The organism is Corynebacterium sp. TAE3-ERU2, assembly GCF_019209955.1.
Taxonomy (GTDB): domain Bacteria; phylum Actinomycetota; class Actinomycetes; order Mycobacteriales; family Mycobacteriaceae; genus Corynebacterium; species Corynebacterium megadyptis.
The window spans coordinates 59,635-85,550 of sequence record NZ_JAHUTL010000002.1 but is presented as its reverse complement, the minus strand read 5'-3'; the positions used below and the strand labels follow the sequence as shown (position 1 = coordinate 85,550).

Below are 25,916 nucleotides of genomic sequence, written 5' to 3'. Positions count from 1 at the left end.
CATGGCTAAAAAAGATACCCACAAGGCTGGCGCCTTCGATATTCGCAACGTCATCGGCGGGCTTATCGGCCTCTACGCTGTGATCCTCTTGGGTTCCTGGCTGCTCTTGGATCCCGGTGTGGATCCCTCCACCGGCGTGCCCAAGGACGCCACCTATAACCTGTGGACCGGCCTTATGATGGCTGTTGTTGCCATCGTCTTCTTCGCATGGGCGAAGATGCGTCCGATCATCGTCCCCGATGACATCGAGGACATCCAGTAATACCGCACACCGCGAGGGGCGATCGTCCCTCGCGGTACAGTCCGGGGCCACTGGTGTGCTCGGCTGCCCCGGTTGAAGATCCTGCCGCGGCGCGTACAGTGCGGGCCGCGGTAGGGCACACCACACACGCTTTTCTTTTCCATAATTTCATCATCACCCTCTCAGAGCAGGCTCACGGGAGTGGCTGTGAGCGTCGCCGAATTCTCCGTTTAAGGAAGTGAATGTTCAATGGCAATGCCAGACGAGACCGCGAGGAGCGTATCCGACTCCGCGTCCCCCGAGGTGGCTATCACCCGCACCCGTCTCGCTGATGGTCGCGAGCTCATCTACTTTGATGACGAGCCGGACTATGTGTCGGGGAAGGCTACTCGCGAACTGCACGATAGCCGCGAGCTGCCCCCTGCGAGCACGGTCTCGGAGATGCGCCGTGATCCCTTGACCGGCGAATGGGTGGTTTTTGCCGCCCACCGTATGAACCGCACCTTCATGCCGCCGGCCAATGAAAACCCCTTGGCGCCCACCACCCCCGGAGAGATCCCCACCGAGATCCCGGCCAATGACTACAACGTGGTGGTCTTCGAAAACCGCTTCCCCTCGCTATCGCTGCACATCCCCGAGGATGTGGACTTTTCCGGCTATGTCGATGACAACGAGCTCTATCCCCGCGGTGCCGCCCAGGCCCGCTGCGAGGTGGTGTGCTTTACCCCCGAGCCCAGCAAGTCCTTCAAGGACCTCGGCTTTACTCGCGCCCGCACCGTGGTGGAGGCATGGGCACACCGCACGAAGGAGCTCTCGGAGATCGAGGGCGTGCGCATCGTCTTCCCCTTCGAAAACCGCGGGAAGGAAATCGGCGTCACGCTGCAGCACCCGCACGGCCAGATCTACTCCTATCCCTATCTGCCGAAGCGCGCCCAAGCGGTACTCACCCAGGCCAAGGCCTATGAGGAGAGCAAGGGTGGCTCGCTTTTCGACGCGATTATCAGCGCCGAGCAGGACAGTGGCCGCCGCGTGCTCATCGACGGTGAGCACTTCATCGCCTTCGTGCCCGCCGCCGCAGAATGGCCGGTGGAGGTCATGGTGATGGCCAAGCGCGCCGAGGCCTATGACTTCGCCTGCCTCAACGATGCGGAAAAGGATGAGCTCACGCGCATCTATCTGCGCCTGTTGGGGGCAGTGGACAACTTCTTTGACGGGGTGGAGAAAACCCCGTACATCGCAGGCTGGAATCAGGCACCGATCGGCGAGGACCGCCGCTATGGCCGCCTGTACCTGCAGCTATTTTCCATGATGCGTTCCCCGAACCGTATGAAGTTCCTGGCCGGCTCCGAATCCGGCATGGGGGCGTGGATCTCGGACACCACCCCTGAACGCATTGCCGATCGTTTCCGAGAGATTCTTGAGGCAGGGGAGAAGTAAATGACACAGAGCGTCCAGTGGATGGACACCCTCGAGGCTCCGCAGGGCATTGAGCGCGCTAAGGAGCATTTCCGTGAGATCTTCGATGCTGATCCGAGCGTGGTCGTAGCTGCGCCGGGTCGCGTCAACCTCATCGGCGAGCACGTCGACTATGCCGGCGGCATCAGCGTGCCCTTCGCGCTGCACAACCGCGCCTATATCGCCGCTGCGGCCCGCCCCGACGATGTGCTGCGCGTAAGCTCCGTTGGCGCCGATCCCGCGGTGGTGGAGTGCCGGATCGATGAGGTCGGCCCGAAGCATCCCGATAACTGGGCCGGCTATGTCATCGGTGCGGTCTGGGCCGCCATCGAGGCGGGCATTCTGCCGGAGCAGGGCATGGATCTGGCCATGGTCTCCGATGTTCCGCTCGGTGCTGGCCTGTCCAGCTCCGCGGCCATCGAATGCTCCGCCATCACCGCCGCCATGGCCCTAGCGGGCATGGAGATGACCCCGCGTCGTCGCCGCCGTCTCGTCGAGTGCGCCATGCGCGCAGAAAATGAGGTCGTTGGTGCCTCTACCGGCGGCATGGACCAGCGCATCTCCCTGCTTGCCCAGGAAGATAATGCCTTGGCCATCGACTTCTTGGACAACTCCGAGCAGCTGGTGCCTTTCGACGTCGGTGCCGCCGGCTACACCCTGGTGGTGTGCAATACCAACGCCCCGCACTCGCTGGCCGATGGCCAATACGCCTCCCGCCGCGCCGTGATCGACGGGGTCACCGCCCACGCCCACGTTGCGACCCTCCGCGAGGTCGAGGATCCCTTCGCCGTCGCCCAGCAGTGGGCGGCACAAAATGTGCCCGAGGGCAGCACGGAGGAAGAATGGCAGGAAGTAGTACACCGCCGGGTGCGGCACGTCATCAGTGAGATCGAGCGCACCTCCGAGGCCGTACAGATGCTTGTCGACGGCAACCTGCAGGGCTTTGGCGAGCACATGTGGGCCTCCCACGCCTCGCTGCGGGACGACTATGAAGTCTCCACCGAGGAGCTCGACCTGGTGGTGGATACCGCCCGCGAGTTCGGCGCGCTTGGCGCCCGCATGACCGGTGGTGGATTCGGTGGCTCGGCCATCGCGCTGATCGATATCCGCACCGCAACCGAGCTGGTCGAGGCCATCAACGAGCGCGCCGCGGAGCGCGGCTACCCGCAGCCGGAGTTCCTGCTCGCCATGCCGGGCTGGGGCGCACGCATCGTGGAGAGCGCGCACGGTAGGTTCTCCCACACATAACAGGGACGCTTGCCTAGACTGGTGGGGTACATTAACCCACCAGTCTTTTAGCTATCTCAAGGAGCAGGGAAGAACATCATGGCAGAATCCACCATTGCAGTTGGCGTCCTCGGAGCGAAGGGCCGCGTGGGCCAGGCGGTTGTAGCAGGCGTGGAGGACAGCGAGGATCTGCGCCTGGTCGCGGCACTCGATCGGGGCGATAGCCTAGACGAGCTCGTCGAATCGGGAGCCGAGGTAGTGGTGGATTTCACCACCCCGGACGTGGTGATGGACAATCTCGAGTTTATGATCTCCCACAATATTTCCGCGGTGGTGGGAACAACCGGCTTCACCGCCGAGCGCCTCGAGACCGTGCGCGGCTGGCTGGAGAACTCCAGCTCCTCGGTGCTCATTGCCCCGAACTTCGCCATCTCGGCGGTGCTCACCATGCAATTCGCCCGCCAGGCCGCGCGCTTCTTCGAATCGGCCGAGGTGATTGAGATGCATCACCCGAACAAGCTGGACGCTCCCTCGGGTACCGCAGTCCACACCGCGGAGGGCATCGCCGAGGCCCGCCGCGAGGCCGGTATGGACAGCCAGCCGGATGCCACCACCCAGTCCCTCGAGGGGGCACGCGGCGCCGATGTGCAGGGAGTGCCGGTGCACGCCGTGCGCATGAGCGGCACCGTGGCCCACGAGACCGTGATCTTTGGTACCCAGGGCCAGTCGCTGACCATCAAGCAGGACTCCTATGATCGCACCTCCTTTATTCCCGGTGTGCTCGTGGGCGTACGCAACTATGCCCAGCACCCTGGGCTCACTGTGGGACTGGAGCACTACCTCGGGCTCTAAGTGGCGATAGCAGCCAGGGATGCGTCGATAAGCGAGAAAAGAAAGAACGGTAGAGGTGGCAACACATAAGGATTTATCGGTGCAGCTGGTGGCCTGCACCTCGTTTCAGGCGCCGAGCGATATCGACTGGAGCACCGATGCAGAAGGAGCCGAGGCGCTCGTGGAGTTCGCCGGGCGGGCCTGCTACGAGAGCTTCGATAAGCCGAATCCACGCACCGCGAGCAATGCGGCCTATATTCGCCACATCATCGATGTGGGGCATACCGCGCTGCTCGAGCACGCCCAGGCCACGATGTATATTCGCGCCATCTCGCGGGCCTGCACCCACGAGCTTGTGCGCCACCGCATGTTCTCCTTTTCGCAGCTCTCGCAGCGTTTCGTGCACCCCGACCAGGCCACGGTGGTGGTGCCGAGCGTGATCGACCGCGACCCCGAATTGCGGCGGCTCTTTGATCGGGCGATGGATGAATCCCGTTTCGCCTATGATGAGCTGCTCGCCGCCTTAGAGGAGAAGCTCGCCGACGAACCGAATGCCCTGCTGCGCAAGAAGCAGGCCCGGCAAGCAGCGCGCGCGGTGCTGCCCAATGCCACCGAATCGCGCATCGTGATGACCGGTAATTTCCGGGCATGGCGACACTTCATCGCCACCCGCGCCACCGAGCACGCCGATGAGGAGATGCGGACCGTGGCCGTGCGCTGCCTCGAATTACTCAAGGACGCCGCCCCCGTGGTCTTTGGGGATTTCGATATCGCCATCCTCAGCGATGGTTCACCCATGGCGTCGAGCCCCTATGTGGGCGTGTCCTAAAATGGAGACGCTTGGGGCAGGCGATATACTCCCTTTCTCCGCCGCGGAAGCAGACACGATCCCGACACACAGAGAGTAGCTAGATACAGCATGAACACTGGATTTGCCGAGAAAAACGGAACCGATATCTTCGGTACCGTGGGCGTAGCGATGATCACCCCCTTCGATGAGGACAATCGCCTCGACGTGGCTACCGGACGAAAGCTCGCGGCTCATCTGACGTCTCGGGGCGTGGATGCGCTCATCCTAGGTGGGACCACCGGCGAATCGCCCACCACGACGCAGGCAGAAAAAATCACCTTTATTAAAGAAATCCGCGCCGAGGTGGGCGACGATATCGCCATTGTGGCCGGGGCCTCCACCAATAACACGGCCGCCTCGCAGGAGCTGGCGCGCGCCTCTCGGGATGCCGGCGCGGACGCACTTCTGCTGGTCACGCCGTATTATTCGAAGCCCTGCCAAGAGGGTGTGTACCAGCATTTCCGCGCGATCGCCGATAGCACCGACGCGCCGGTGTGCATCTATGACATCCCCGGTCGGTCTGCGATTCCTGTGGAGTCTGATACTATGAGGCGTCTAGCCGAGCACGAGAAGGTTCAGGCTGTCAAGGACGCCAAGGGCGACCTCGTTGGGGCTACCACTCTGATCGCCGAAACCGGTCTGGCATGGTACTCGGGCGATGATCCCCTCAACCTTCCGTGGCTCTCCCTTGGAGCCAGCGGTTTTATCTCCGTGATCGGGCACGTTGCACCGCAACAGCTCCGTGACTTGTACACCGCCTTCGATGAAGGCGATCTTGTACGCGCCCGCGAGATCAACGCAACGCTCGCGCCCCTTGTCGCCGCTCAAGGCCGATTGGGTGGCGTCTCCATGGCTAAGGCAGCATTACAGCTGCAAGGAATTAACGTGGGAGCTCCGCGTCTGCCGCAAATACCCGCGAATGACGACGACATGACCGAGCTCCGAAATAATCTAGAACAAGCTGGAGTCTTATAAATATGAATGAACCCCGTAATCGCTCTCGTAAGGTGACGCGTAAGGCGGGACCACCCGAGGTCGAATTCCAAGCCCCGGGTGAAGCCAACCCCTCCCAGTCCGACAACTCTGGGTCTTCCCAATCCGATAACTCTGGGTCCTCCCAGTCCGACTCGAAGGGTTCGAAGAAATCGAACTCCCAGGGCGGCAAACAGTCCACTGGCGGCAAGTCCGGCGGTTCTTCCTCGAAGAAGTCCGCGAGCGGCGATAACCGGGACAATAACAACTCTAACGGCGGGAATGGAGGCAAGAACTCCAAGAACAACGGCTCGAATAAGCGCGGTTCCCGCAATGGTTCCCGCGGCAATAATAACCGTCGCGGCGGTCGCGGAAACGACCGTGGCGGCCGCTCCGTGGTGCACACCATGCAGGGCGCCGACCTCACTCAGCCGTTGCCGGAGCCGCCCAAGCAGCCGAAGGATGGGCTGCGCATCATCGCCCTCGGCGGTATTTCCGAGATCGGTCGCAATATGACCGTCTTCGAATACCACAACCGTCTGCTGCTCATCGACTGCGGCGTGCTCTTCCCCTCCTCGGGAGAGCCGGGCGTGGATCTGATCCTCCCTGACTTTGAGTATCTCGAGTCCCGCCTCGATCGCCTCGATGTCCTCGTGGTCACCCATGGCCACGAAGACCACATCGGCGCGATTCCGTGGCTGCTCAAGCTCAAGCCCGATCTGGAGATCTTGGCCTCTAAGTTCACCGCTGCGCTGATCTCCGCCAAGTGCCAGGAGCACCGCCAGCGTCCGAAGCTGACGATCATCAACGAGGACTCCCACGAAAAGCGCGGCCCCTTCGATCTTCGCTTCTTCGCGGTCAACCACTCCATCCCGGACTGCCTGGGCGTGGCACTGAAGACCGGTGCCGGCCTGGTGCTGCACACCGGCGATATCAAGCTGGATCAAACCCCGACGGATGGTCGTCCCACCGATCTTCCCGCGATCTCTCGCTTCGGCGACGAGGGCGTGGACCTGTTCCTCTGTGATTCCACCAATGCCACCACCCCCGGTGTCTCCGGTTCGGAAGCAGATATTGCGCCGACGCTGAAGCGCCTGGTGACCGAGGCGAAGCAGCGCGTTATCATCGCGTCCTTCGCGTCCAATGTCTATCGCGTGCAGTCTGCCGTGGACGCGGCCGTGGCCGCGGGCCGCAAGGTGGCCTTCAATGGTCGCTCCATGATCCGCAACATGGAGATCGCCGAGAAGCTCGGCTACCTCAAGGCGCCGAAGGGCACCATCGTCTCCATGGACGATGCCTCCCGTATGGCACCGCACAAGGTTGTGCTCATCACCACCGGCACCCAGGGCGAGCCCATGGCTGCGCTGTCGCGCATGGCCCGCCGCGAGCACCGCCAGATCACCGTCCGCGATGGCGATCTCATCATCCTCTCCTCCTCGCTGGTGCCCGGCAATGAGGAAGCAGTCTTCGGCGTGATCAACATGCTGGCCCAGATCGGCGCCACCGTGATCACCGGCCACGACGCCAAGGTGCACACCTCCGGTCACGGCTACTCCGGCGAGCTGCTCTTCCTCTACAACGCCGCCCGTCCGAAGAACGCCATGCCGGTGCACGGCGAGTGGCGCCACCTGCGTGCCAATAAGGAACTGGCCATCTCCACCGGTGTGGCGCGCGACCGCGTCGTGCTCGCCCAAAACGGTGTGGTCGTGGACTTGGACCAGGGCCGCGCCAAGGTTGTGGGCCAGATCCCGGTGGGCAATCTCTACGTCGATGGCGTCACCATGGGTGACGTGGACGCTGAGGTGCTGGCCGATCGTACCTCCCTCGGCGAGGGCGGCCTGATCTCCATCACCGCCGTGATCGACAACCGATCCGGGCAGCTGCTGGAAACGCCGCGCGTCCAGGCCAAGGGCTTCTCCGAGGAGTCCAAGGACATGATGCGCGAGGTCACCGAGATGGTGGAAAACACCATGACCGATCTCGCCGGCGAAGGCGAAGGCGACCCCTACCGCATGGTGCAGAAGCTGCGCCGTACCGTCTCCCGCTTCGTGGAGAAGAAGTGGCGCCGCCAGCCGATGATCGTGCCGACCGTCATCCCCATGCGTTCGAAGGACGATGCGCTTGACGACGACGACATCAAGGCCGCTCGTCCCTCGCTCTAAAAAGTAGCCGCGCTCAGGCGCGAGCACGCGATACGCCCCAGTCCTAGCCAGCTGAAACTGGTTAGGATGGGGCGTATGTCTTTTTCTCAATCAGAACGCCAGAAACTCGCCGCGCTGTTTACAGAGCTCGGCCCCACCGCTCCTACTCTCTGCTCCGGGTGGGACACCCAATACTTAGCCGCGCACCTGCTTGCCCGCGAGACCAATGTGCGCGCCGCCGGCGGCATTGTGATCCCGCAATTAGCAGACGCCCACGACGACGCCGTGGAGCAGCTTTTAGCAGATAAGGGCTATGAGACGATCGTGGAGGAGTGGGCCGCCGGCCCGCCCACCTTACTCAAGCCCTTTGACTCGGTGATGAATACCGCCGAGAACTTCGTACACCACGAGGATGTTCGCCGCGCCCAAGAAGGATGGACCAAGCGGGAACTGAGTCCCGCCGAGGAAAACGAGCTCTACAAGGTGGCCAAAACCTTAGGTCGCACCATGGTCTCCTCCAAGGGCTCGGCCGTGGCCTGTGTTCCCACCACCAGTGAGCTTTCGCGCTTCGTGGTGGGGGATAAGCGCAAGGTCGCCTCCGCCGAGGATCAGGTAGTGACCGTGATTGGCGATATCGGCGAGATCGTGCTGTGGCTCTTCGGCCGCGAGCCGGTAGATGTGCGCATCCTTGGTGATGAATCCGGTGTGAAGAAGAAAAGCCTCTAACACCGGTGCCGCCAGTGGGGTGGTGCGGGTGACAGTTCTTTTCACGGATCGGGCCCCACGCCCGTGTTGCTGCTGTGACTACAGGGGTGCGAGGGGATAGACTGAAACGCATGACTGTCACGAGCCAAACCGGATCTTCCCGGAGGAAGAAGAAGCGCCCCTCTAGCTCCACCTCGCGCCCAGGCCGTAGTTCGAGCACTGGGCGTTCTTCACGCTCGGCCAGTTCTACCCGATCCACCTCTGTGGTCACGACCTCCACCCACCCCGCCTACCGCGCCGCGGAAAGCTCCGGCGAGCGCACCGGCAGTGCGCTGGTGGCCGTGGGGCAGGGGGTATCCGCCATGGCCAGCGCTACCGCGAACGCCACCCGCGGCATGGGCGCGAAGCTGGCCCAGAGCAAGGCTCGTATGGCTGAGCGCTCCCAGCAGCGTAAGGCCGCCAAAGCCGCGAAGGCGGCGGAGCAGGCCGATACCGGCGAAGGAGCGGAGGCGGAGACCACCGTGATGCGGCGGGCGCGTACCCCGCATGAGGCCTACCCGCTCAACGAAACAGACTCCAGCGGTTATGCGGCGAGCCCGCGGCCCGCGCGTTCCTCCTATGGCTCCGAGCCCACCGCCTCCGAACCGGATACGGAGGAGGCACCCGAGGCGAAAGACACCGCCGGTGGCCCTGACTTTATTGAGCGTCACTCCGATGGCATTGGCCTCAGCCTGATCGGCGTGGCTGCGGTGATCGCCGCCAGCATGTGGTTTAACGTGGCGGGCCCCGTTGGCCGTGTCATCGCCGGCTCGAGCCAATGGCTTATCGGCGCCGGCGCGCACCTCTTGCCGATCGCACTGATCGCCCTAGCTGTGGTGGTGATGATGGGCACCTTCCCAAGGGCCACCCATCGGCTGCGTGTGCTGGTGGGCACCGCCTTGATCGTGGCGGGCATGTTGGGGCAGATCCATATCTTCTCTGGCCAGCCCACCACTACTGCGGGGCGCGCCGATTCCGGTGGCATTATCGGCACCCTTTTCGGCGGAGTCCTGGCTCTAGGCTTTACTTCCTATGTGGCCGTGCCGATTCTGACGCTCGTCATCATCTACGGCGCCTTGCGCGTCACCGATATCAGCGTGCGGGAATTCGTGGATATCTGCTCCATGTGGATCCGCGAACAGCTCGGCCGCGGAGAATCGGAGGACTTCGATATCGACGCCGCTGCAGAATCCGAGTTCGACGAGCCTTCCGCACAGAGCCCCTTGGTGGAGGACTCCTCGCTGTATCGCCCCCGCCGCGAGCGCGAGCGAGACAGCGCGGAGATTCCGCGCCGTGTGCCCGCCAGCCCGCAGCAGCCTGCCCCGCGCCCGAGCGCCAGCCCGCGCCCCCGCTACACTGCCGCCGCCGAGGACACCGAGCAGGCCCCGCAGCCCGAGTATTCCGCGGGCGAGGCGGAGCCGACCGCGGTGCTGCCGCGTGATTACACCCCGAGTGATCCGCACACCACCAGCTCCTTCGCGGCCATCGACACAGACTCTCCGCTGCCGGCAGAAGAGCCCGAGCTGGCAGAGGATGACTATGCGGACGAGGACTACGCAGCAGCCGAGCGCAGCGACGATGCCGTACAGCGCTCCCATGATGCGGTGCGGCGCTCTGCCGCAGCTCGCACCGCCGCGTCTCGCCCGCGTCCAGCGACCCCGCAGCCTGCCGCGCCGACACCTGCTGCCTCAATGCCTGCTGCACCCGAGTCGGACGCGCCCGAGTCGGATGCGGCTGAGGCCTCGACGGTGGACCCCGCGGCGATTCCGGCGTCCACACCGCGCAGCGAGCTGAATAAGCGGCAGGAGCCGGCGCGCGAGCCGGCGCCGGTGGCGAATAATGACAGCGACTATGAGCTGCCCTCCACCGATCTACTGGTGGCAGGTAGCGCGCCGAAGACCCGCTCGGCGGCCAATGACCGCATGATTGAGGCGATCACCGAGGTCTTCAATGAGTTCAAGGTGGACGCTCAAGTGACGGGCTTCTCCCGCGGCCCCACAGTCACCCGCTATGAGGTGGAACTGGGCCCAGGCGTGAAGGTCTCAAAGGTGACCAACCTGCAGTCCAACCTGGCCTACGCGGCGGCCACCGATAACGTGCGTCTGCTCACCCCGATTCCCGGCAAGTCCGCCGTGGGTATCGAGGTGCCCAACTCCGATCGCGAGATGGTGCACTTGGCCGATGTGCTGAGCTGCCCAGAAACCCACGACAATCCCGATCCGATGGTTATCGGCTTGGGCAAGAACATCGAGGGCGATTTTGTCTCCCACTCGGTGCAGAAGATGCCGCACCTGTTGGTGGCGGGTTCTACCGGCTCCGGTAAGTCCGCCTTCGTCAACTCGTTGCTGGTGTCGCTGCTCACCCGCGCCCGGCCGGAGGATGTGCGCCTGATCCTGGTGGATCCGAAGATGGTGGAGCTCACCCCCTACGAGGGGATTCCCCACCTGATCACCCCGATCATCACCCAGCCCAAGAAGGCGGCGGCCGCTCTGCAGTGGCTGGTGGATGAGATGGAACAGCGCTACCAAGACATGAAGTCGGCACGTGTGCGCCATATCAAGGACTTCAACCGCAAGGTCAAAAGCGGCGAGTACCAGGCGCCGCTGGGTTCGGAGCGGGTGATCGAGCCTTATCCCTACATCGTGTGCGTGGTGGACGAGCTCGCGGATCTGATGATGACCGCGCCGAAGGAGATCGAGGAATGTATCGTGCGCATCACGCAAAAAGCGCGTGCCGCAGGCATTCACTTGGTGCTGGCCACCCAGCGTCCCTCGGTGGATGTGGTCACTGGTCTGATCAAGACGAACGTGCCCTCTCGTCTGGCCTTCGCTACCTCCTCGCTCACTGACTCGCGCGTGATCCTGGATCAGGGCGGTGCGGAGAAGCTCATCGGTATGGGCGATGGCCTGTTCATTCCCCAAGGCGCCGGCAAGCCGCAGCGCATCCAGGGCGCCTATGTCACCGACGAGGAAGTCCAGGCAGTGGTGGAGGCCGCCAAGGCCCAGGCCGAACCGGAGTACACCGAGGGCGTCACCGACGATAAGTCGGCGGAAGCCAGCAAGGATATCGACCCGGATATCGGCAACGATCTCGAGGATCTGCTCGAGGCCGTGGAGCTGGTGGTCACCGCCCAGGTGGGCTCGACCTCTATGCTGCAACGCAAGCTGCGCATCGGCTTCGCCAAGGCCGGCCGGCTCATGGACCTCATGGAAACCCGCGGCGTGGTCGGCCCCTCCGAGGGCTCGAAGGCCCGCGAGGTATTGGTCAAGCCCGATGAGCTGGACACCATCCTGTGGATGATCAAGGGCGCCGATCCCGCCGAAGCCCCGAAGGAGGAGGACGGCCCCGAGGTGAAGACCGTGGAGGCGAATCCCACCGGCGGAGTATTCTAGGACCTCACCCGCACACATGGAGATCAATGTGTGCGGGTTTTTGGTATATAGTGGGGTTCGTCATGGAGGGGAGTACCCCTGAAATGGTGGTGATCGTCAGCACGGCCGCCGCTGCACTGCGATGGCGTGCAGCAGCCCCGGTCCCACCAGCCCACTACGCGGTGGGGGAGACCTCCGGTACGTAACTACTTATCGCACCGGAGGATAATCACTATGCATGTGCCTTTGTGGGTGTGGGTGCTCACGGCCGTGATTGTCATTGCGTTCATCGCATTCGACTTCTTTACCCACGTCAAAACCCCGCACGAGCCGAGCTTGAAAGAAGCCGGCTTTTGGACCGCCTTCTACGTGGTGCTCGCCATGCTTTTTGGCGGTTTTGTGTGGCTGTTCTGGGATCACCAACGCGGCCTGGAGTTCCTCTCCGGCTACGTCACCGAAAAAGCATTGAGCGTGGACAATCTCTTCGTGTTCGCGCTGATCATCGGCACCTTCAATGTTCCCCGCAAGTACCAACAAAAAGTGCTGCTCTTCGGTATCGCCATGGCGTTGGTCTTCCGCACCGTATTCATTCTCCTGGGCGCGGCCGCCATTAATGCCTGGTCGGATATCTTCTACCTCTTCGGTATTTTCTTGCTCTACACGGCGATCAAAACCGTGTGGGAAGAGGCGAAGGATGCACCACCGACCGATCCTGCGGACATGGCGATTATCCGCTTCACCCGCCGCTTCATTCCGATGACGGACGACTACAACGGCGATAAGATGACCGCCCGCGTCAACGGCAAGCGTTTCTTTACCCCGATGGCGATGGCGCTGGTGGCGATCGGCTTTATCGACGTGATGTTCGCCTTCGATTCCATCCCCGCCATCTACGGGCTGACCAACGAGGCCTATATCGTCTTCACCGCCAATGCCTTGGCCTTGATGGGCCTGCGGCAAATGTACTTCCTGCTCGATGGCCTGCTCGATCGCTTGGTCTACCTGGCCTATGGTCTGGGCATCATCTTGGCGTTCATCGCCGTGAAGCTCATCCTGCACGCCTTGCACGAAAACAACCTGCCCTTCATCAATGGCGGCGAGGATGTGCACGTGCCCGAGATCGGCACCTGGGTGTCTTTGGCCTTCATCGTGGGCGTGTTGGTGCTGACCATTGTTGCGTCCTGGATCAAGGGCAAGCGCGATGAGGCCCAGGGCGCGGTGGCTATCTCCACAGACAAGCTCTTGGGCAAGCACGAGGACAGCGCCACCGGCGATGCCGCGCAGCGCCGTGCCCGCGTAGAGGCCGCGCCCGAGCAGGGCGGCGAGACTAGCTCACGCTAGATATCGAAGACGTTGAGCACGGGGTTCCATGTTTTAAAGGAACGGGACTCCAGTGCGCCGCCCGTGTAGAAGGGGTCGCGGTCCATGAGCGCGCGGGCATCGTCGATACGCGCCTCATCCTCGAGCGCGATGAGAATGAGCGCGCCACCCTCGCCGTCGGTGTAGGGGCCGGAGCCGATGAGCTTTCCCTGCTGCTTGAGATCGCCGAGAAACTCGCGGTGTACGGGCCGAATCTCGGCGATCTTCTCGGAGCTGGGGGAGTAGGAGTATTCCACTGCGAAAACCTTCATGGTTTCAAATTATAGGTCGCAAGGTAGGGTTGAAGGCGTGAAGGACCCGAGCAACAGCACCCCAGCAGCTAACTCCGTGCAGCGACCCTCGAATTTCAATCTGCCGAATGTATTGACATCGCTGCGCATCATTTTCGTGCCCGCCTTCGCGTGGCTGGTGCTGACGAGTCAAGGCCAGAATAATGGCTGGCAATGGGCCGCATTCATCATGTTCGCCCTGTTGATGTTCACCGATAAGCTCGATGGGGACATCGCACGTAAACGTGGGCTGATCACGGAATTCGGCAAGATCGCCGATCCCATCGCCGATAAGGCGCTGATGATCACCTCCTTGGTGTGCCTCAATCTCATTGACATGCTGCCGTGGTGGGTCACGATCCTCATCGTGGTGCGTGAGCTGGGCATTACCTTCTGGCGCATGGTGCAGCTGCGACGCGGCAGGGTGGTTCCGGCCTCCAAGGGCGGCAAGCTCAAGACCGCGCTACAAACCATTGCCGTGGGGCTCTATTTGCTGCCGCTGCCTGGGTGGATGGATATCCCCAGCTTCGTCGTGATGCTGGCCGCCGTGGTGGTGACTGTAGTCACAGGTGTGCAGTACATTATCGACGGCCGCAAGGCCAATTAAGAGCGTGGACTCTCTCGACGCCGCAGCCGCAGAGCTGCTCGACGCGCTGCGGAGGCGCGGGTTGAGTCTGGCCTGCTGTGAATCTTTGAGTGCCGGGATGCTCGCCGGCACGCTCGCCAATATCAGCGGCGCCTCTGCGGTTCTTCGCGGTGGCTTGGTCACCTATGCCACTGAGCTGAAAAGCGAACTCGCCGGTGTGGACCCACAGCTGTTGGACCTATTCGGCCCTATATCCCCGGAATGTGCCGCCGCGATGGCACGCGGAGCGCGCACAGCCTGCGGGGCAGATATCGCCATCGCCCTCACCGGCGTGGCAGGCCCGGAACGCCAAGATGGGCATTCCGTCGGGGAAGTATGGATGGCCGTAGCCAGCGGCGAGCACACCGTGCGGGTGCGCCGGATGTCGCCGCCGCGCTGCCATAGCAGGCAGGGGATTCGCGCGCAGGCGGTGGCCGAGGCAATCGACCTCGGCCGCGAGCATATCGACGCTATGCCGCTGGGGTGAACGAGAAGCAACTACAGTGGGTGCACAACCACCACCGCGTGCCGCGCCGATGATGGCGCGGGGAACAAAAGGTGTCCACGAGACGTTAGAAGAAGTGATGGCAACTTACACAGCTCTTTTAGATCAGCCGCTCGGCGCCCCTCGGGTGCGCCCCGACTCGGCAGACGCGGAGACCATGGCATCCTCGCGTCCCGAGGAGCCGCTATTGCGCGAGGCTCTTGGGGCAGCCTTGCGGTCCTTCCGCGCCGATAAGGGCATTACCCTCCGCGAGCTCGCCGAGGCCTCCAGTGTCTCCCCAGGCTATCTCTCCGAATTGGAGCGAGGCCGCAAGGAGGTCTCCTCCGAGCTGCTGGCTGCGGTCTGTTATGCACTCGATACCCGTGTCGCGGATGTGCTCATCGAGGCCGCTGGCTCAATGGCAGTGGAGTCTGCGCAGGCGGACTTGGCGAAAGTGTAAGACCGTCCCCCTGCGCCTAGAGTTATCGCCGAGCCAGATAGGCTCAGCGATACCAGCTAGGTGCGACACCGATGGACGCTGTGGTGCGTAGTGCTGTGAGCGCGCGCCAGATCGATACCTGCTGACGTACAATCAGCGCAGGAATACACATTGTGGCAAGAAAGGCTGACGAGAAAGCGTTATGGCTAATCCCTTTACTAAGGCATGGAAGTACTTGATGGCGCTGTTCGACTCGAAGATCGAGGAGAACGCGGATCCGAAGATTCAGATTCAGCAGGCCATTGAGGAAGCCCAGCGTCAGCACCAGGAGCTCTCGCAGCAGGCTGCCAACGTGATCGGCAACCAGCGCCAGTTGGAGATGCAGCTCAACCGTCGTCTCTCCGAGATCGAGAAGCTCCAGGGCAATACCCGCCAGGCGCTGAAGCTGGCCGATCAGGCCCGCGCCGAGGGCAATGAGGCTAAGGCCTCGGAGTACGAGAACGCCGCCGAGGCTTTCGCCGCCCAGCTGGTCACCGCTGAGCAGTCTGTGGAGGACACCAAGAAGCTGCACGATCAAGCTCTGCAGCAGGCCACCCAGGCCAAGAAGGCCGTGGAGCGTAACTCCATGGTGCTGCAGCAGAAGGTCGCCGAGCGCACCAAGCTGCTCTCGCAGCTCGAGCAGGCCAAGATGCAGGAGAAGGTCACCGAGTCCTTGGAGTCCATGAACTCCGTGGCTGCTGGCGGCAACACCCCGAATCTGGATCAGGTGCGCGAGAAGATCGAGCGCCGCTACTCCAATGCATTGGGCCGCGCCGAGCTGGCAGAAAATAGCGTCCAAGGCCGCATGGCCGAGGTCGAAGCAGCCGGTGTACAGATGGCAGGCCACTCCCGGCTGGAGCAGATCCGCTCCGATATGCGTGGCGACGCCATCGAGTCCGGTTCTCCCCAGCAGTCCATCGAGTCGCCTCGCCCCTCCTCGAACTCGGTGAGCAACGACGCCATCCAGCAGCGTATGCGAGAAATCCGCGGCGAATAACTCCTCGTCCCGTGCCCGCCCTCGCGGCAGCGAGAGGCGCGCACAGGGCGCGCACAAGGCATACGGGGGTTGCTAAACCCCAAGCATTAACGCTGGTCCACACACCGGAATGTGTGCGGGCCAGCGTTTGTGTGTCTACGGAAGGAATTAATCGCCTACCCCGCGCGCCCAGAGGGCATCGGCGATGGCCCGGGCGCGGCGAATAGAACGAATAACCACAGGGGTGCCAAGCGCGGTGAGGGAGAAATCAACCCCGCGCGCCTTCCTGGCATCCAATACCTCGTTCACTGCGTTGAGCTGCAGCGGGATCAGCCGGATGGTCAGCGAGATGGCCAAGCTAATGGTCTCTACTGGCACACCCCAGCGGGCGGTGGGGGCGAGCATCGACTCCAGCGAGTGCATCATCTCGGCAATGGTCGTGGTGAGGGTGAGCAGCACCGCGGCTGCGATGGAGGCGAAGAGCAGGAGAACCAGCGTGATGGCGTCGATAAGCGTGTTCTGCCACCACTGGAAGCCGCCGAGAAGTAGCAAGAGCGGCAGTGTGGGCCATAATTGATTCCACGCGATGCGCGCGGGGATGCGGGCAAGCAGATAGCCGGCGGCGACCAGCGCGAGGGCGATAACGGCGCGGGCAGGGGAGGAGACCCACACCGCGGCGGCGATAACGAAGACGATGAGGCCTAAGAACTTCACGGCCGCCGGCAGCCGGTGCATGGGGGTGTGGCCGGGAACGTAGATGCTGAGCGGGACCGAACGCATGGGCTTAGCCCTCGATCATGGCGCGCTCATAGTGGGCAATAACCTCCGCCGGCGGGCCATCTTCGCGGATGGTGTGGTTATCGATCCACAGCACGCGGTCGAAGTCCCGGATGAAGCCAAGATCGTGGGTGACCACGATGACCTGCTGGCTCAGCTCGGCGAAAATGTGGCGCAGCTGCTCGCGATTGCGCAGATCCAAGAGGGTAGTCGGTTCATCGGCGATGAGCACCTCCGGGCGCATCACCAGCACCGCAGCCAAAGCCAGCAGCTGCTTCTGCCCGCCGGAGAGCGTATGCGGGGAGTGCTCCCGATAGTCGCTCAGCCCGAAACGCTTCATAACCTCCTCGACGCGGGCATCACGCTCGGTCGAGCTGAGCTTGAGGCGCTTGAGAGAAAAGAGAATATCGTCTTCCACGCGGGGCATCACGATCTGATTTTCGGCGTCGGTGAAGACAAAGCCGACTTTGCGCCGTACCTTCTTGCCGTGTGTGGCGACCTCGAGCCCGTCGACACTCACCGACCCGCTGGTGGGCTCGCCGAGGCCGTTGATCAGCCGGATGAAGCTGGATTTGCCGCCGCCATTGGCGCCGATGATGCCGATGCGCTGCTCCTTCAGCTCCACCGAGATCGGATCGAGCACCCGCTCGCCATCAAAGCTGATGCTGGCGGAGGAAAAGACGATGCGCGGCATCTAGATCGTGGTGTGGGAGGGCTCGCGGCGGCGCTTCTCCTCGGCCATGATGTCGGGGAACGCGGAGTGCACGCCGACGGCGATGGCGGCAGCGGCCGCGAACTTCAGCGCGTCCAAGGGCAGGAAGGTGCCGTGGATGACGATGGCTTCACCGAAGGCCATATCGCCGCGCAGCCACAGACCGATGGCGCCGAGCAGGTACTGGGCGAGCAGACCCACGAAGGCACCGAAGCTCACCGCGATCACCAGGTTGCTCTTATTGCGCGGCCGCGCCTTATAGGCGATAACACCAGCGATGAACGCGCTGCAGAGATAGCCAAAGAGATAGCCGATCGTCGGCCCCGCCAACGCCGCGAGGGTGGAACGGCCGCCCGCCAGCACCGGCAGTCCCAGCATGCCGATGAGCAGGAACAGCCCCGCAGTGTAGAAACCGCGACGACCACCCAATACGAGGCCCGCGAGCACCACGATCGCGTTCTGCAGCACGATGGGCACGCCGGCGGCGCCGGGAATAGTGACGAACGCGAAGACGATGATCAACGCGGTGAATACCGCGATATAGGAGATATCGCGCACTGTAGAGCGGGAGGGAGAGGCGGCCATAAGTGGGAAATCCTTAAAACATAATCACAATAGGGGGCGGATCTCAGCGGACACGGCACACCGCAGCCACCCTCAGCAGGCGGCAGCGACTGAGTGTCCCCTGAGAAGAAACAAAACGTGTGTCTTACTGTAGTCGTTGACAGCGCCTATGAACATGGGGGTCGAAGAACTTCCTCGCGCTTATCGACGCCGTCCTGGGGCGCGACAACGCGCGGGACTGGATGGGGCGCTGTAGGCGAGAATGTCGAGCGGGTTACGATGGGCGCTATGCGCGAAACACAATTCCTGAAGCTCGTCACAGACGAGTTCGGGCAGCAGTACGGTCAGTGGATCGTGCGTTCCCATGTGCTCAGCCGCTGGGGGCAGACTGCCGCCGAGCTCATGGAGGGAGAGGGCACTGATCTGCGTGATATCTGGTGGCATCTGTGTGCGGATTTTGATGTCCCAGCCGAACGGCAATTGGGTGTGGATGACTAGCGCGGCGAGAAGGGCTGTACTGGGATAACGAAAGTTGCATTAGAACATGTGTGCCCGTAATCTGTTCGATAGTGTCGCACGCGGGCGCTAGGGTGATCCTCGAGCGCGCCGCCCAGTGTGCCACCAGAGGAGACTCGCGTGGCGGAACCGCTGCAGGAGCCGGAGACGTCTATAGAAGATATCGGTGGCTCGACCCCTCCGGTAGCGTGGCGCCAGACGGCGCATCGATGAAAAAACCAAGCGATAGCAGGAGACAAGACAACAATGGCAGCACGCAAGACCAAGTCGAAGACCCCCAAGGGTGCGTCGAATGATAAGGCCAAGGCCCTCGAATCGGCCATGGCGCTGATTGAGAAGGACTTTGGCAAGGGCTCAATTATGCGCCTGGGTGATGAGAATCGCCCGCCGATTAGCGCGATCTCTTCGGGCAATACCGCTATCGATATTGCGCTGGGTATTGGCGGCTTCCCGCGTGGGCGCATTGTAGAGATCTACGGTCCGGAGTCCTCCGGTAAGACCACCGTGGCGCTGCACGCGGTAGCCGAGGCGCAGCGCGCTGGCGGTATCGCCGCCTTTATTGACGCCGAGCACGCCCTTGATCCGGACTATGCCCGCAAACTGGGCGTGGATACCGACCAGCTGCTGGTATCCCAGCCCGATACCGGCGAACAGGCCCTCGAGATCGCCGATATGCTGGTGCGTTCCGGTGCTATCGACATCATTGTGGTGGACTCGGTGGCCGCGCTGACCCCGAAGGCCGAGATCGAAGGCGATATGGGCGATAGCCACGTGGGCCTGCAGGCGCGATTGATGAGCCAGGCACTGCGTAAGCTCACCGGCGCTCTCTACAGCGCGGGCACCACGGCGATCTTCATTAACCAGCTGCGCGAGAAGATTGGCGTGATGTTCGGCTCGCCGGAAACCACCACCGGTGGTAAGGCCTTGAAGTTCTACTCCTCGGTGCGCTGCGATGTGCGCCGTATCCAGACCCTGAAGGACGGCCAGGATGCGGTGGGTAACCGCACCAAGCTGAAGGTGGTAAAGAACAAGGTCTCGCCGCCGTTCAAGGTGGCGGAGTTCGACATCATCTACGGCGAAGGTATCTCCCGCGAGGGCTCGATCATTGACCTCGCCGTGGAAAATGGCATCGTGAAGAAGTCCGGTTCGTGGTTTACCTACGATGGCGATCAGCTCGGCCAGGGCCGGGAAAAGGTGCGCCTGCATTTGAAGGACACCCCCGAGCTGGCCAATGAGATCGAGGATAAGATCCTGCGCAAGCTCAAGGTGGGCAAATACGCCAATCTCGAGGACGATGACGCGCTTACCGACGATCCGGTGGACATGGTGCCCAATGTGGACTTTGATGATGTCGATCTGGGAGACGACTCTGAAGAGTAATGACACAGCACAGCGCCGAGTCTTGGGAGGAGAAAAACGCTAAGCTGCGGGCGCTCGCCGAGGCCCTCGAACGCTATGAGCGCGAGGGCAATCCCGGGCTCTTCGACGAGCACGCGGAAGAAGAACGGCAGACCGTGCGCGCCAAGGCGCTTGTTCTCCTCAACCACCGCATGCGCTCGGAACACGAGATGCGGACACGGCTACTCGGCTATGACTACCCACCCGAGGTCGTAGACGCGGTCATCGATGATCTCATCTCCCAACGCCTCATCGACGATGCCCTCTTTGCCTCGGAATGGGTGCGGCAGCGCCACCGCAAGGGCAAAAGCCGCGCCGTCCTCAACCGAGAACTCCGAGATAAGGGAATCACCGCCGATACCCGCGCCGAGGCGCTGGAGCAGGTCGATGACAGCGATGAGCGCAGCGTGGCCGAGGCCGTGGCGGAAAAGAAAGCCCGTTCTATTGCGCGGCCGCCCGCCGATTTCGCGGAAAGAAATAAGTACCTGCGCCGCATTGTCGGCGCCCTCGCTCGTCGTGGTTTCGCCCAACACATGAGCATGGGTATTGCCATCGCCGCCCTCGACGCCCGGATCGCAGAACTCGAAGACTAAAGCCTCATGGCTGTGGCGCCGGCCTGCGGGGGCGTCCATCTACTCGCTATAGCAGGGGTGCTTCTGGAGTGGTCTGTCTTTGAGGCCATCGGCCCTCCATCGGCGCATTATGTTGGCTCGACCCAGATCGTTAGAATGACTACCCGTGTCTCACCCCCATAATCAGCACAGTGTAAAAGCCAGCCTTGTGTCCGACTCCGCCCGCAGCTATGAGGTGCGTACCTTCGGCTGCCAGATGAACGTGCACGACTCGGAGCGTCTTTCCGGTCTGCTCGAAGACTCCGGATACGTACCGGCGGAAGAAGGCGCCACCCCGGATCTCGTGGTGTTTAATACGTGTGCCGTGCGCGATAATGCCGATCAGCGCCTCTATGGCACCCTCGGTAATCTGCGCTCGGTGAAAGATAAGCATCCGGGCATGCAGATTGCCGTGGGCGGCTGCTTGGCGCAAAAGGACAAGGACACCGTGGTGTCTAAAGCGCCGTGGGTGGATGTGGTGTTCGGCACCCACAATATTGGCTCGCTGCCCACACTCCTGGAGCGCTCCCGCCACAATCGCCACGCCGAGGTCGAGATCGTCGACGCCCTCGAACAATTCCCCTCGGTACTGCCGGCGAAGCGCGAATCCGCCTATGCCGGCTGGGTGAGCGTGTCGGTGGGCTGCAATAACACCTGTACCTTCTGCATCGTTCCCAGCCTCCGCGGCAAGGAACAGGACCGGCGCCCCGGCGATATCCTGTCCGAGGTGCAAGCCCTCGTGAATCAGGGCGTGTCCGAGGTGACCCTTTTGGGGCAAAACGTCAACGCCTATGGCGTGAACTTCGTCGACCCCGATCTCGAGCGCGATCGCAGCGCCTTTTCCAAGCTGCTGCGCGCCTGCGGGGAGATCGAAGGGCTGGACCGGCTGCGCTTTACCAGCCCCCACCCGGCAGAGTTCACCAGCGACGTCATCGACGCCATGGCCGAGACCCCCACGGTGTGCCCGCAGCTGCACATGCCGCTGCAGTCCGGCTCCGATGAGGTGTTAAAGAAGATGCGCCGCAGCTACCGCACCAGCAAGTTCCTGCGCATCCTCGATGAGGTGCGGGAGAAGATCCCGCACGCCGCCATCACCACCGACATCATTGTGGGCTTCCCCGGTGAAACCGAGGAGGACTTCCAAGCCACTCTCGATGTGGTAGAGAAATCCCGTTTCTCCAGTGCCTATACCTTCCAGTACTCGCCGCGCCCAGGTACTCCCGCTGCGGAGATGGCCAATCAGATCCCCAAGGAGATTGTCCAGGACCGCTATGAGCGGCTGCTGGCACTGCAGGAGCGCATTAGCGAAGAGGAAAACGCCGCCTTCCATGGCCGCGAGGTAGAGCTGCTGGTGCAGGCCGGCGGTGGCCGGAAGAACAGCGCCACCAAGCGCGTCTCGGGCCGTGCCCGCGATGGCCGCCTGGTGCACTTTAGCCCCATCGACGCCCAGGGTGAGGATATGGCAGAACAGATCCGCCCAGGCGATGTGGTGACGGTGACCGTCACGGACTCCGCGCCGCACTTCCTGCTCGCCGACGCCGGCGTGCTGAGCCACCGCCGCACCAAGGCAGGCGACATGTCCGAGATCGGGAAGCGGCCCACGACCGAGCCAGTGGGGGTGGGCCTCGGCCTGCCGGGTATCCGCCCCTCGTCCTAGGGCTGGAGACGAGTCTCGCCTACAATATGTGGGGAGTGCGCACCGGCAACCCCGCTGCGCCCTCCGTTCTAGTATCTGCAGGCCACACCACGTGGTCGCGCACGTGGATGGAATCGACTACACAGTGGAGATGAACCCCTAGTGGATAAAGCGAACACCCCCGCCGAGAAGAAGCTACTCTCGGCCGATGATCTCGCCGGCCTTGAGAAGCAGGCAGCGAAAAAGGTGGACATGGGCTCCACGTGGATCAGCCTGATCGCCGTTTTCGTGCTGTTTCTCATCACCCTTATCCTTCCCTTCACCGGCAAAGCCAATGGCTTCGACATTCTGGTGATGAACGATCAGGCCCTCGAATTTGGAGCCACCCCGCTTGAACGCCTCTTTGTGATTCTGGGGCTGGTGTCGATGGTGGTGGTCAACCTCGCGGTGGTGGCGTCGCGAAGCATGCTGCTGACCTACATCAACTGGGTATTCGCCGGCATCACGGGCACCGCGGCCATGTTCATGATCTGGATGGGGCAGACCCGGCTGCGCGCCGAGGGCTCCTCGGGCACCGAGTTTGGTGCCGCTTTAAGCGGAATCGTGGCCATCGCATTCTTGCTGATCATGACGGGGCTGATCTTCCGCCGCAGCGAAGAACAGCTCGATATTGAAGATGCCCGCCGCGAAGCCGGCTCGGATGATCCCGTGGCCGATGCCCAGCGTGAGGCGAGCGTGGGGCGGCGCTTCTCCCGCTATGAGGACAGCCCGCTTTTTGTCGATGATCGCCGCAAGAAGGCCTCGGAGCGCCACCGCCCCCGCAACACCGACACCACCGAGGCTGAGGATTAGGCGCTCAGCGCGCGACGACGCTGATAGGCCGAGGCCCGACTAATCGGGTGGAAGCCCAACGCCGTATTCACCGCCAGCATCGGCTTATTAGACACCTCCACAGAGGTATAGACCCGCGCTAGCCGCGGGTCTTTCGCATGCAGCGTGCGCAGCAGTTCCTGCTTCACCAGCAGCCCCGCCCCACAGCCGCGGACCGAGCGCGCCGTGACGGTGACGTTCTGCTCGGCCACATCCTCGCGGGAACCAGTGGCTTGGGCGATCACGCTTAAGGCCAGCACGCTGCTCGCCTCGCCGTGGCCGCTCAGGAGCAGACCGAAGTGGGTGCGGGTGCCGTTTTCCTGGGCGAGGCGGGTGATCGCATCTAAGCGGCCACGGTCCCAGCGCTCGTTTTCTCCCACGAAGTCGCGCCGCGGCGCGTCGCTATCCGCCAGCGCATAAAGCTCAGTGACCTGCTGTCGCATATGGCTGGGTAGTTCATCGCAGAAGTACTCGAAGCGCACCGGCGCGTCGTTGCCGTCCTTAGCTAGGGCGGAGTGCAGCCGCTCCCAGCTCGCCGCAGTGGGCGCGGTGACGGGCAGCGGCACATAGCCTTGGACGGTGTGCAGCACCGGGGAGAACCCGGCGTGCTGCAATAGCTGCGCATAGGGGAGCTCAGTGGAGGCCTGATCATCGCCGGTATCCACGGGCGGTTGCTCCAGCCAGGTGGTGAGCAGACTGCGTTCGGCACGCGCGGCGAATACCCGCGCCAGCTCGAGTGCGTAGTAGTAGCGCTGGCGTTGCTGCTCGCTCATCTCCTCGCCGGGCAGCACGAGTTCCTCCACATCGGCGATGAGCTCCACGGTGGCGGCGCAGCCGTCTTCCAGCAGCGGCAGGGAGACGATGATGCCATAGCTAAAATCCACCACCTCATCCACGGCGTGCGCCGTAGCCGTGTCCGCCTCTGCCGCGCCCGCAGCGGCCGTGGGCAGGGCCACGCTGTTATCCAGCGCGGCAGCGGGGCTGAGCTGCAGATCGTGATCGGCGCTGAGCAGCAGGATGGTGCTGCGCGCATCGGGGGCGGGGATGAGACAGGAACACAGCCGCTCCACGGAGAGGGAACGATCAGCGGTGCCGGCGAGCATCTGCGCCCGGAAACCGTCGCTCAGCGCGAGGGTTTTGAGGTTGGTATTGATCGCATCGGTGCGCGGCAGGGCGGTGATGGGGGAGAAATGATAGACAGTCATCGTCCACCCAGCTTAAACGGTGGGCCCATGCCTGCTGCATGGCGGCCACCTGCCGCCACAAAGACCACCACCCACGAGAGAGCCGGGTGGGCTGTCTCGTGGGTGGCGGGGTTAAGAAGCGCTGCTTGAGGGCCTAGAGGTTGTCTACCGCCTGGGTGGCGGCATCGGCCCATTCTTGCCATTGGGCGGCTTGGGCGCGGTATTTCTCGGCGTCCTTGGTCTTGCCGGCCTTCTCGGCCTCGGCGGCCTGGTTAGTGAACTCTTCCACGCGGTCGAGGAACTGCTGGGCGCGGGCCTGCACCTCGGGGTCGGTGCGACGCCACTGCTCATCAGCGGCGCGTGCCACCTTGTCCTCGAGTTGTTTGATCTTGGAGTCGTACTCGCGGATCTTCGCCCGCGGCACGTAGCCGATAGCCTCCCACTTCTCCTGCAGCTCGTGCAGCTTGGCGCGGGCGGCCTCGAGGTCCTTTTCTGGGGTGATCAGCGGGGTGTATTCCGCGATCAGCGCATCCTTGGCCTCGGCATTGGCTTGGAACTCCTTGTCCCGCTGCTCATTGAGGGCATTGCGGGCCTGGAAGAAGTGATCCTGGGCGGCCTTGAAGGAGGCCCACAGGGCATTATCTACCTCGCGCGGGGCGCGTCCGGCAGCCTTCCACTGCTTCATCAGCTCGCGGAACTCCCCAGCGGTGGCGTTCCAGTCGGTCGAGTCCTTGAGTTCCTCAGCCTTGGCCACCAGTGCCTCTTTGGTGCGGCGGGCGGCGGCGCGGTTGCGGTCGAGTTCCGCGAAGTGCGAGCCGCGGCGGCGGTTGAAGCTATCGCGGGCCTTGGAGTAGCGCTTCCACAGCGCATCATCGGTGGCGCGATCAATACCGCGGATGGTTTTCCACTCATCCAAGATGGCGCGCAGGCGATCCCCGGCGGCCTTCCACTCGGTGGAGTCCGCGGCGATGCTCTCTGCCTCGGCGGCGAGCTCCTCCTTGCGGGCGATGGCCCGAGCGCGGCGCTCGGCCTTGCGCTGTTTGGCTTCCTCACCGGCCTCCACGGACTCGTTCATGATCTCCGCGAGGCGATCATCGAGATTGTCCACATCGCCGATCACGGTGGCCTCGGGCAGGGACTCCCGGAGCGCGGCCGCCGAGGTGCGAATATTGGCGGCATCGTCCGGATGCGCCTTGAGGCGGGCTTCGAGCAGCTCGACCTCGGTGGCAAGATCGGCGAAGCGTTGTGCGTAGTGGGCCAAACCGGCCTCGGAGGAACCGGCCTGCCACGAGCCGATCACGCGCTCACCGGCCTTGGTGATGAGCACGACAGTGCCGTCCTCGTCGATGCGGCCGAAGCGGGACGGATCCGACTTCGGGATATGCACAGCATGCGGTGCCGCCGGCCGTGCTACCGCGCTGGGGCGCGGCGCGGGCGTGGCTCCCGGCATGGCTCCGGGGGTGACGCCGGGGCGGGGGCCTGGACGCGGACCTGGTGTGGGGCTCGGGGGAGTAGTCATGGCGTGAGGAATCCTTATAAGTCTGTAACGCTGCCGCGCGGCACGGCTGCCAATAAACACGAACTGACAAAAACCCTAGCACCTC

The 25,916-nt window shown here is 63.1% G+C and carries 25 protein-coding genes; 19 read left to right on the top strand and 6 right to left on the bottom strand.

The window, feature by feature from the left end; genetic code table 11:
• The first annotated feature begins 1 nt into the window (after window position 1).
• From KRX12_RS03350 to KRX12_RS03305, 10 genes are all read left to right on the top strand, one after another.
• A complete protein-coding gene (locus KRX12_RS03350) occupies window positions 2–262 on the top strand; it encodes a cell wall anchor protein (RefSeq protein ID WP_151528570.1) in 261 nt (86 codons plus the stop codon).
• A gap of 228 nt (window positions 263–490) precedes the next feature.
• On the top strand, window positions 491–1,678 hold the full coding sequence (galT, locus tag KRX12_RS03345; protein WP_255549007.1) for a galactose-1-phosphate uridylyltransferase: 1,188 nt from the start codon (window positions 491–493) through the stop codon (window positions 1,676–1,678).
• Window positions 1,679–2,944 (top strand): galactokinase, encoded by a 1,266-nt coding sequence (gene galK / locus KRX12_RS03340; protein WP_151528572.1) that lies wholly within the window; start codon window positions 1,679–1,681, stop codon window positions 2,942–2,944.
• Window positions 2,945–3,022: 78 nt separating this feature from the next.
• A complete protein-coding gene (dapB, locus tag KRX12_RS03335) occupies window positions 3,023–3,775 on the top strand; it encodes a 4-hydroxy-tetrahydrodipicolinate reductase (protein WP_218365746.1) in 753 nt (250 codons plus the stop codon).
• 55 nt (window positions 3,776–3,830) lie between these two features.
• Window positions 3,831–4,583, top strand: coding sequence for an FAD-dependent thymidylate synthase (gene thyX / locus KRX12_RS03330; RefSeq protein WP_218363425.1), 753 nt, complete (start codon window positions 3,831–3,833; stop codon window positions 4,581–4,583).
• 90 nt (window positions 4,584–4,673) lie between these two features.
• Window positions 4,674–5,579: a 4-hydroxy-tetrahydrodipicolinate synthase gene (gene dapA, locus KRX12_RS03325; protein WP_151528575.1), complete on the top strand. Its 906-nt coding sequence runs from the start codon at window positions 4,674–4,676 to the stop codon at window positions 5,577–5,579.
• A 2-nt stretch (window positions 5,580–5,581) separates the two neighbouring features.
• Window positions 5,582–7,738, top strand: a complete 2,157-nt coding sequence (locus KRX12_RS03320) for a ribonuclease J (protein ID WP_218365745.1) — start codon at window positions 5,582–5,584, stop codon at window positions 7,736–7,738.
• A 75-nt stretch (window positions 7,739–7,813) separates the two neighbouring features.
• Window positions 7,814–8,443 carry a TIGR03085 family metal-binding protein gene (locus tag KRX12_RS03315; protein ID WP_218365744.1) on the top strand — a complete coding sequence of 210 codons (630 nt, stop codon included), beginning with the start codon at window positions 7,814–7,816 and terminating at the stop codon, window positions 8,441–8,443.
• 110 nt (window positions 8,444–8,553) lie between these two features.
• Complete coding sequence (locus KRX12_RS03310) at window positions 8,554–11,853, top strand: DNA translocase FtsK 4TM domain-containing protein (RefSeq protein ID WP_370625529.1); 3,300 nt, start codon at window positions 8,554–8,556, stop codon at window positions 11,851–11,853.
• A 213-nt stretch (window positions 11,854–12,066) separates the two neighbouring features.
• Window positions 12,067–13,173 (top strand): TerC family protein, encoded by a 1,107-nt coding sequence (locus KRX12_RS03305; protein ID WP_255550062.1) that lies wholly within the window; start codon window positions 12,067–12,069, stop codon window positions 13,171–13,173.
• On the opposite strand, the gene KRX12_RS03300 is transcribed toward KRX12_RS03305, so the two are convergent.
• Window positions 13,170–13,463, bottom strand: coding sequence for a YciI family protein (locus tag KRX12_RS03300; RefSeq protein WP_218365743.1), 294 nt, complete (start codon window positions 13,461–13,463; stop codon window positions 13,170–13,172). The genes KRX12_RS03305 and KRX12_RS03300 overlap by 4 nt on opposite strands.
• Between KRX12_RS03300 and pgsA the strand changes: the two genes are divergently transcribed.
• From pgsA to KRX12_RS03280, 4 genes are all read left to right on the top strand, one after another.
• A complete protein-coding gene (gene pgsA, locus KRX12_RS03295; RefSeq protein WP_255549004.1) occupies window positions 13,462–14,088 on the top strand; it encodes a CDP-diacylglycerol--glycerol-3-phosphate 3-phosphatidyltransferase in 627 nt (208 codons plus the stop codon). The genes KRX12_RS03300 and pgsA overlap by 2 nt on opposite strands.
• A 4-nt stretch (window positions 14,089–14,092) precedes the next feature.
• Complete coding sequence (locus tag KRX12_RS03290) at window positions 14,093–14,593, top strand: CinA family protein (RefSeq protein ID WP_218365742.1); 501 nt, start codon at window positions 14,093–14,095, stop codon at window positions 14,591–14,593.
• Between the two features lie 97 nt (window positions 14,594–14,690).
• Complete coding sequence (locus tag KRX12_RS03285; protein WP_151528582.1) at window positions 14,691–15,050, top strand: helix-turn-helix domain-containing protein; 360 nt, start codon at window positions 14,691–14,693, stop codon at window positions 15,048–15,050.
• Between the two features lie 181 nt (window positions 15,051–15,231).
• Window positions 15,232–16,065 carry a PspA/IM30 family protein gene (locus tag KRX12_RS03280; protein ID WP_218363421.1) on the top strand — a complete coding sequence of 278 codons (834 nt, stop codon included), beginning with the start codon at window positions 15,232–15,234 and terminating at the stop codon, window positions 16,063–16,065.
• 147 nt (window positions 16,066–16,212) lie between these two features.
• Here the strand turns inward: KRX12_RS03280 and KRX12_RS03275 are convergent, their stop codons facing one another.
• Genes KRX12_RS03275 through KRX12_RS03265 form a run of 3 tightly spaced genes read right to left on the bottom strand, consistent with a single transcriptional unit; the run spans window position 16,213 to window position 18,118 of the window.
• Window positions 16,213–16,824 (bottom strand): energy-coupling factor transporter transmembrane protein EcfT, encoded by a 612-nt coding sequence (locus tag KRX12_RS03275; RefSeq protein WP_218365741.1) that lies wholly within the window; start codon window positions 16,822–16,824, stop codon window positions 16,213–16,215.
• A 4-nt stretch (window positions 16,825–16,828) separates the two neighbouring features.
• Window positions 16,829–17,515 carry an energy-coupling factor ABC transporter ATP-binding protein gene (locus tag KRX12_RS03270; protein ID WP_218365740.1) on the bottom strand — a complete coding sequence of 229 codons (687 nt, stop codon included), beginning with the start codon at window positions 17,513–17,515 and terminating at the stop codon, window positions 16,829–16,831.
• Window positions 17,516–18,118, bottom strand: coding sequence for a biotin transporter BioY (locus KRX12_RS03265; RefSeq protein WP_218363418.1), 603 nt, complete (start codon window positions 18,116–18,118; stop codon window positions 17,516–17,518).
• Window positions 18,119–18,385: 267 nt separating this feature from the next.
• Between KRX12_RS03265 and KRX12_RS03260 the strand changes: the two genes are divergently transcribed.
• The 5 genes from KRX12_RS03260 (at window position 18,386) to KRX12_RS03240 (ending at window position 23,110) form a co-directional block, all read left to right on the top strand.
• Window positions 18,386–18,595, top strand: coding sequence for a DUF3046 domain-containing protein (locus KRX12_RS03260; protein ID WP_218363417.1), 210 nt, complete (start codon window positions 18,386–18,388; stop codon window positions 18,593–18,595).
• A 264-nt stretch (window positions 18,596–18,859) separates the two neighbouring features.
• Window positions 18,860–19,993: a recombinase RecA gene (gene recA / locus KRX12_RS03255; protein WP_151528588.1), complete on the top strand. Its 1,134-nt coding sequence runs from the start codon at window positions 18,860–18,862 to the stop codon at window positions 19,991–19,993.
• On the top strand, window positions 19,993–20,604 hold the full coding sequence (locus KRX12_RS03250) for a regulatory protein RecX (protein ID WP_218365739.1): 612 nt from the start codon (window positions 19,993–19,995) through the stop codon (window positions 20,602–20,604). The genes recA and KRX12_RS03250 overlap by 1 nt, the downstream gene beginning before the upstream one ends.
• 145 nt (window positions 20,605–20,749) lie before the next feature.
• Entirely contained in the window at window positions 20,750–22,279 is a 1,530-nt protein-coding gene (miaB, locus tag KRX12_RS03245; RefSeq protein ID WP_370625528.1) for a tRNA (N6-isopentenyl adenosine(37)-C2)-methylthiotransferase MiaB, read from the top strand.
• Window positions 22,280–22,420: 141 nt separating this feature from the next.
• Window positions 22,421–23,110 (top strand): hypothetical protein, encoded by a 690-nt coding sequence (locus KRX12_RS03240; protein ID WP_218363413.1) that lies wholly within the window; start codon window positions 22,421–22,423, stop codon window positions 23,108–23,110.
• On the opposite strand, the gene KRX12_RS03235 is transcribed toward KRX12_RS03240, so the two are convergent.
• The gene (locus KRX12_RS03235; protein WP_218365738.1) at window positions 23,107–24,333 is read right to left on the bottom strand and encodes a hypothetical protein; all 1,227 of its coding nucleotides are present in this window, start codon (window positions 24,331–24,333) and stop codon (window positions 23,107–23,109) included. The two genes, KRX12_RS03240 and KRX12_RS03235, sit on opposite strands and share 4 nt — an antisense overlap.
• A gap of 133 nt (window positions 24,334–24,466) precedes the next feature.
• Entirely contained in the window at window positions 24,467–25,831 is a 1,365-nt protein-coding gene (locus tag KRX12_RS03230; protein ID WP_218365737.1) for a DUF349 domain-containing protein, read from the bottom strand.
• Between the last annotated feature and the right edge of the window lie 85 nt (window positions 25,832–25,916).

Excerpts from the sequence above, each read along its gene's own strand:
- galK (WP_151528572.1), top strand. The coding sequence starts at position 1,679 with ATGACACAGAGCGTCCAGTGGATGGACACCCTCGAGGCTCCGCAGGGC.
- KRX12_RS03320 (WP_218365745.1), top strand. The coding sequence starts at position 5,582 with ATGAATGAACCCCGTAATCGCTCTCGTAAGGTGACGCGTAAGGCGGGA.
- KRX12_RS03230 (WP_218365737.1), bottom strand. The coding sequence starts at position 25,831 with ATGACTACTCCCCCGAGCCCCACACCAGGTCCGCGTCCAGGCCCCCGC.
- KRX12_RS03280 (WP_218363421.1), top strand. The coding sequence starts at position 15,232 with ATGGCTAATCCCTTTACTAAGGCATGGAAGTACTTGATGGCGCTGTTC.
- KRX12_RS03310 (WP_370625529.1), top strand. The coding sequence starts at position 8,554 with ATGACTGTCACGAGCCAAACCGGATCTTCCCGGAGGAAGAAGAAGCGC.
- KRX12_RS03270 (WP_218365740.1), bottom strand. The coding sequence starts at position 17,515 with ATGCCGCGCATCGTCTTTTCCTCCGCCAGCATCAGCTTTGATGGCGAG.
- KRX12_RS03275 (WP_218365741.1), bottom strand. The coding sequence starts at position 16,824 with ATGCGTTCGGTCCCGCTCAGCATCTACGTTCCCGGCCACACCCCCATG.
- dapB (WP_218365746.1), top strand. The coding sequence starts at position 3,023 with ATGGCAGAATCCACCATTGCAGTTGGCGTCCTCGGAGCGAAGGGCCGC.
- dapA (WP_151528575.1), top strand. The coding sequence starts at position 4,674 with ATGAACACTGGATTTGCCGAGAAAAACGGAACCGATATCTTCGGTACC.
- KRX12_RS03315 (WP_218365744.1), top strand. The coding sequence starts at position 7,814 with ATGTCTTTTTCTCAATCAGAACGCCAGAAACTCGCCGCGCTGTTTACA.
- pgsA (WP_255549004.1), top strand. The coding sequence starts at position 13,462 with ATGGTTTCAAATTATAGGTCGCAAGGTAGGGTTGAAGGCGTGAAGGAC.
- recA (WP_151528588.1), top strand. The coding sequence starts at position 18,860 with ATGGCAGCACGCAAGACCAAGTCGAAGACCCCCAAGGGTGCGTCGAAT.
- KRX12_RS03260 (WP_218363417.1), top strand. The coding sequence starts at position 18,386 with ATGCGCGAAACACAATTCCTGAAGCTCGTCACAGACGAGTTCGGGCAG.
- KRX12_RS03285 (WP_151528582.1), top strand. The coding sequence starts at position 14,691 with ATGGCAACTTACACAGCTCTTTTAGATCAGCCGCTCGGCGCCCCTCGG.
- KRX12_RS03265 (WP_218363418.1), bottom strand. The coding sequence starts at position 18,118 with ATGGCCGCCTCTCCCTCCCGCTCTACAGTGCGCGATATCTCCTATATC.
- KRX12_RS03250 (WP_218365739.1), top strand. The coding sequence starts at position 19,993 with ATGACACAGCACAGCGCCGAGTCTTGGGAGGAGAAAAACGCTAAGCTG.
- galT (WP_255549007.1), top strand. The coding sequence starts at position 491 with ATGGCAATGCCAGACGAGACCGCGAGGAGCGTATCCGACTCCGCGTCC.
- KRX12_RS03235 (WP_218365738.1), bottom strand. The coding sequence starts at position 24,333 with ATGACTGTCTATCATTTCTCCCCCATCACCGCCCTGCCGCGCACCGAT.
- KRX12_RS03300 (WP_218365743.1), bottom strand. The coding sequence starts at position 13,463 with ATGAAGGTTTTCGCAGTGGAATACTCCTACTCCCCCAGCTCCGAGAAG.
- KRX12_RS03350 (WP_151528570.1), top strand. The coding sequence starts at position 2 with ATGGCTAAAAAAGATACCCACAAGGCTGGCGCCTTCGATATTCGCAAC.
- KRX12_RS03305 (WP_255550062.1), top strand. The coding sequence starts at position 12,067 with ATGCATGTGCCTTTGTGGGTGTGGGTGCTCACGGCCGTGATTGTCATT.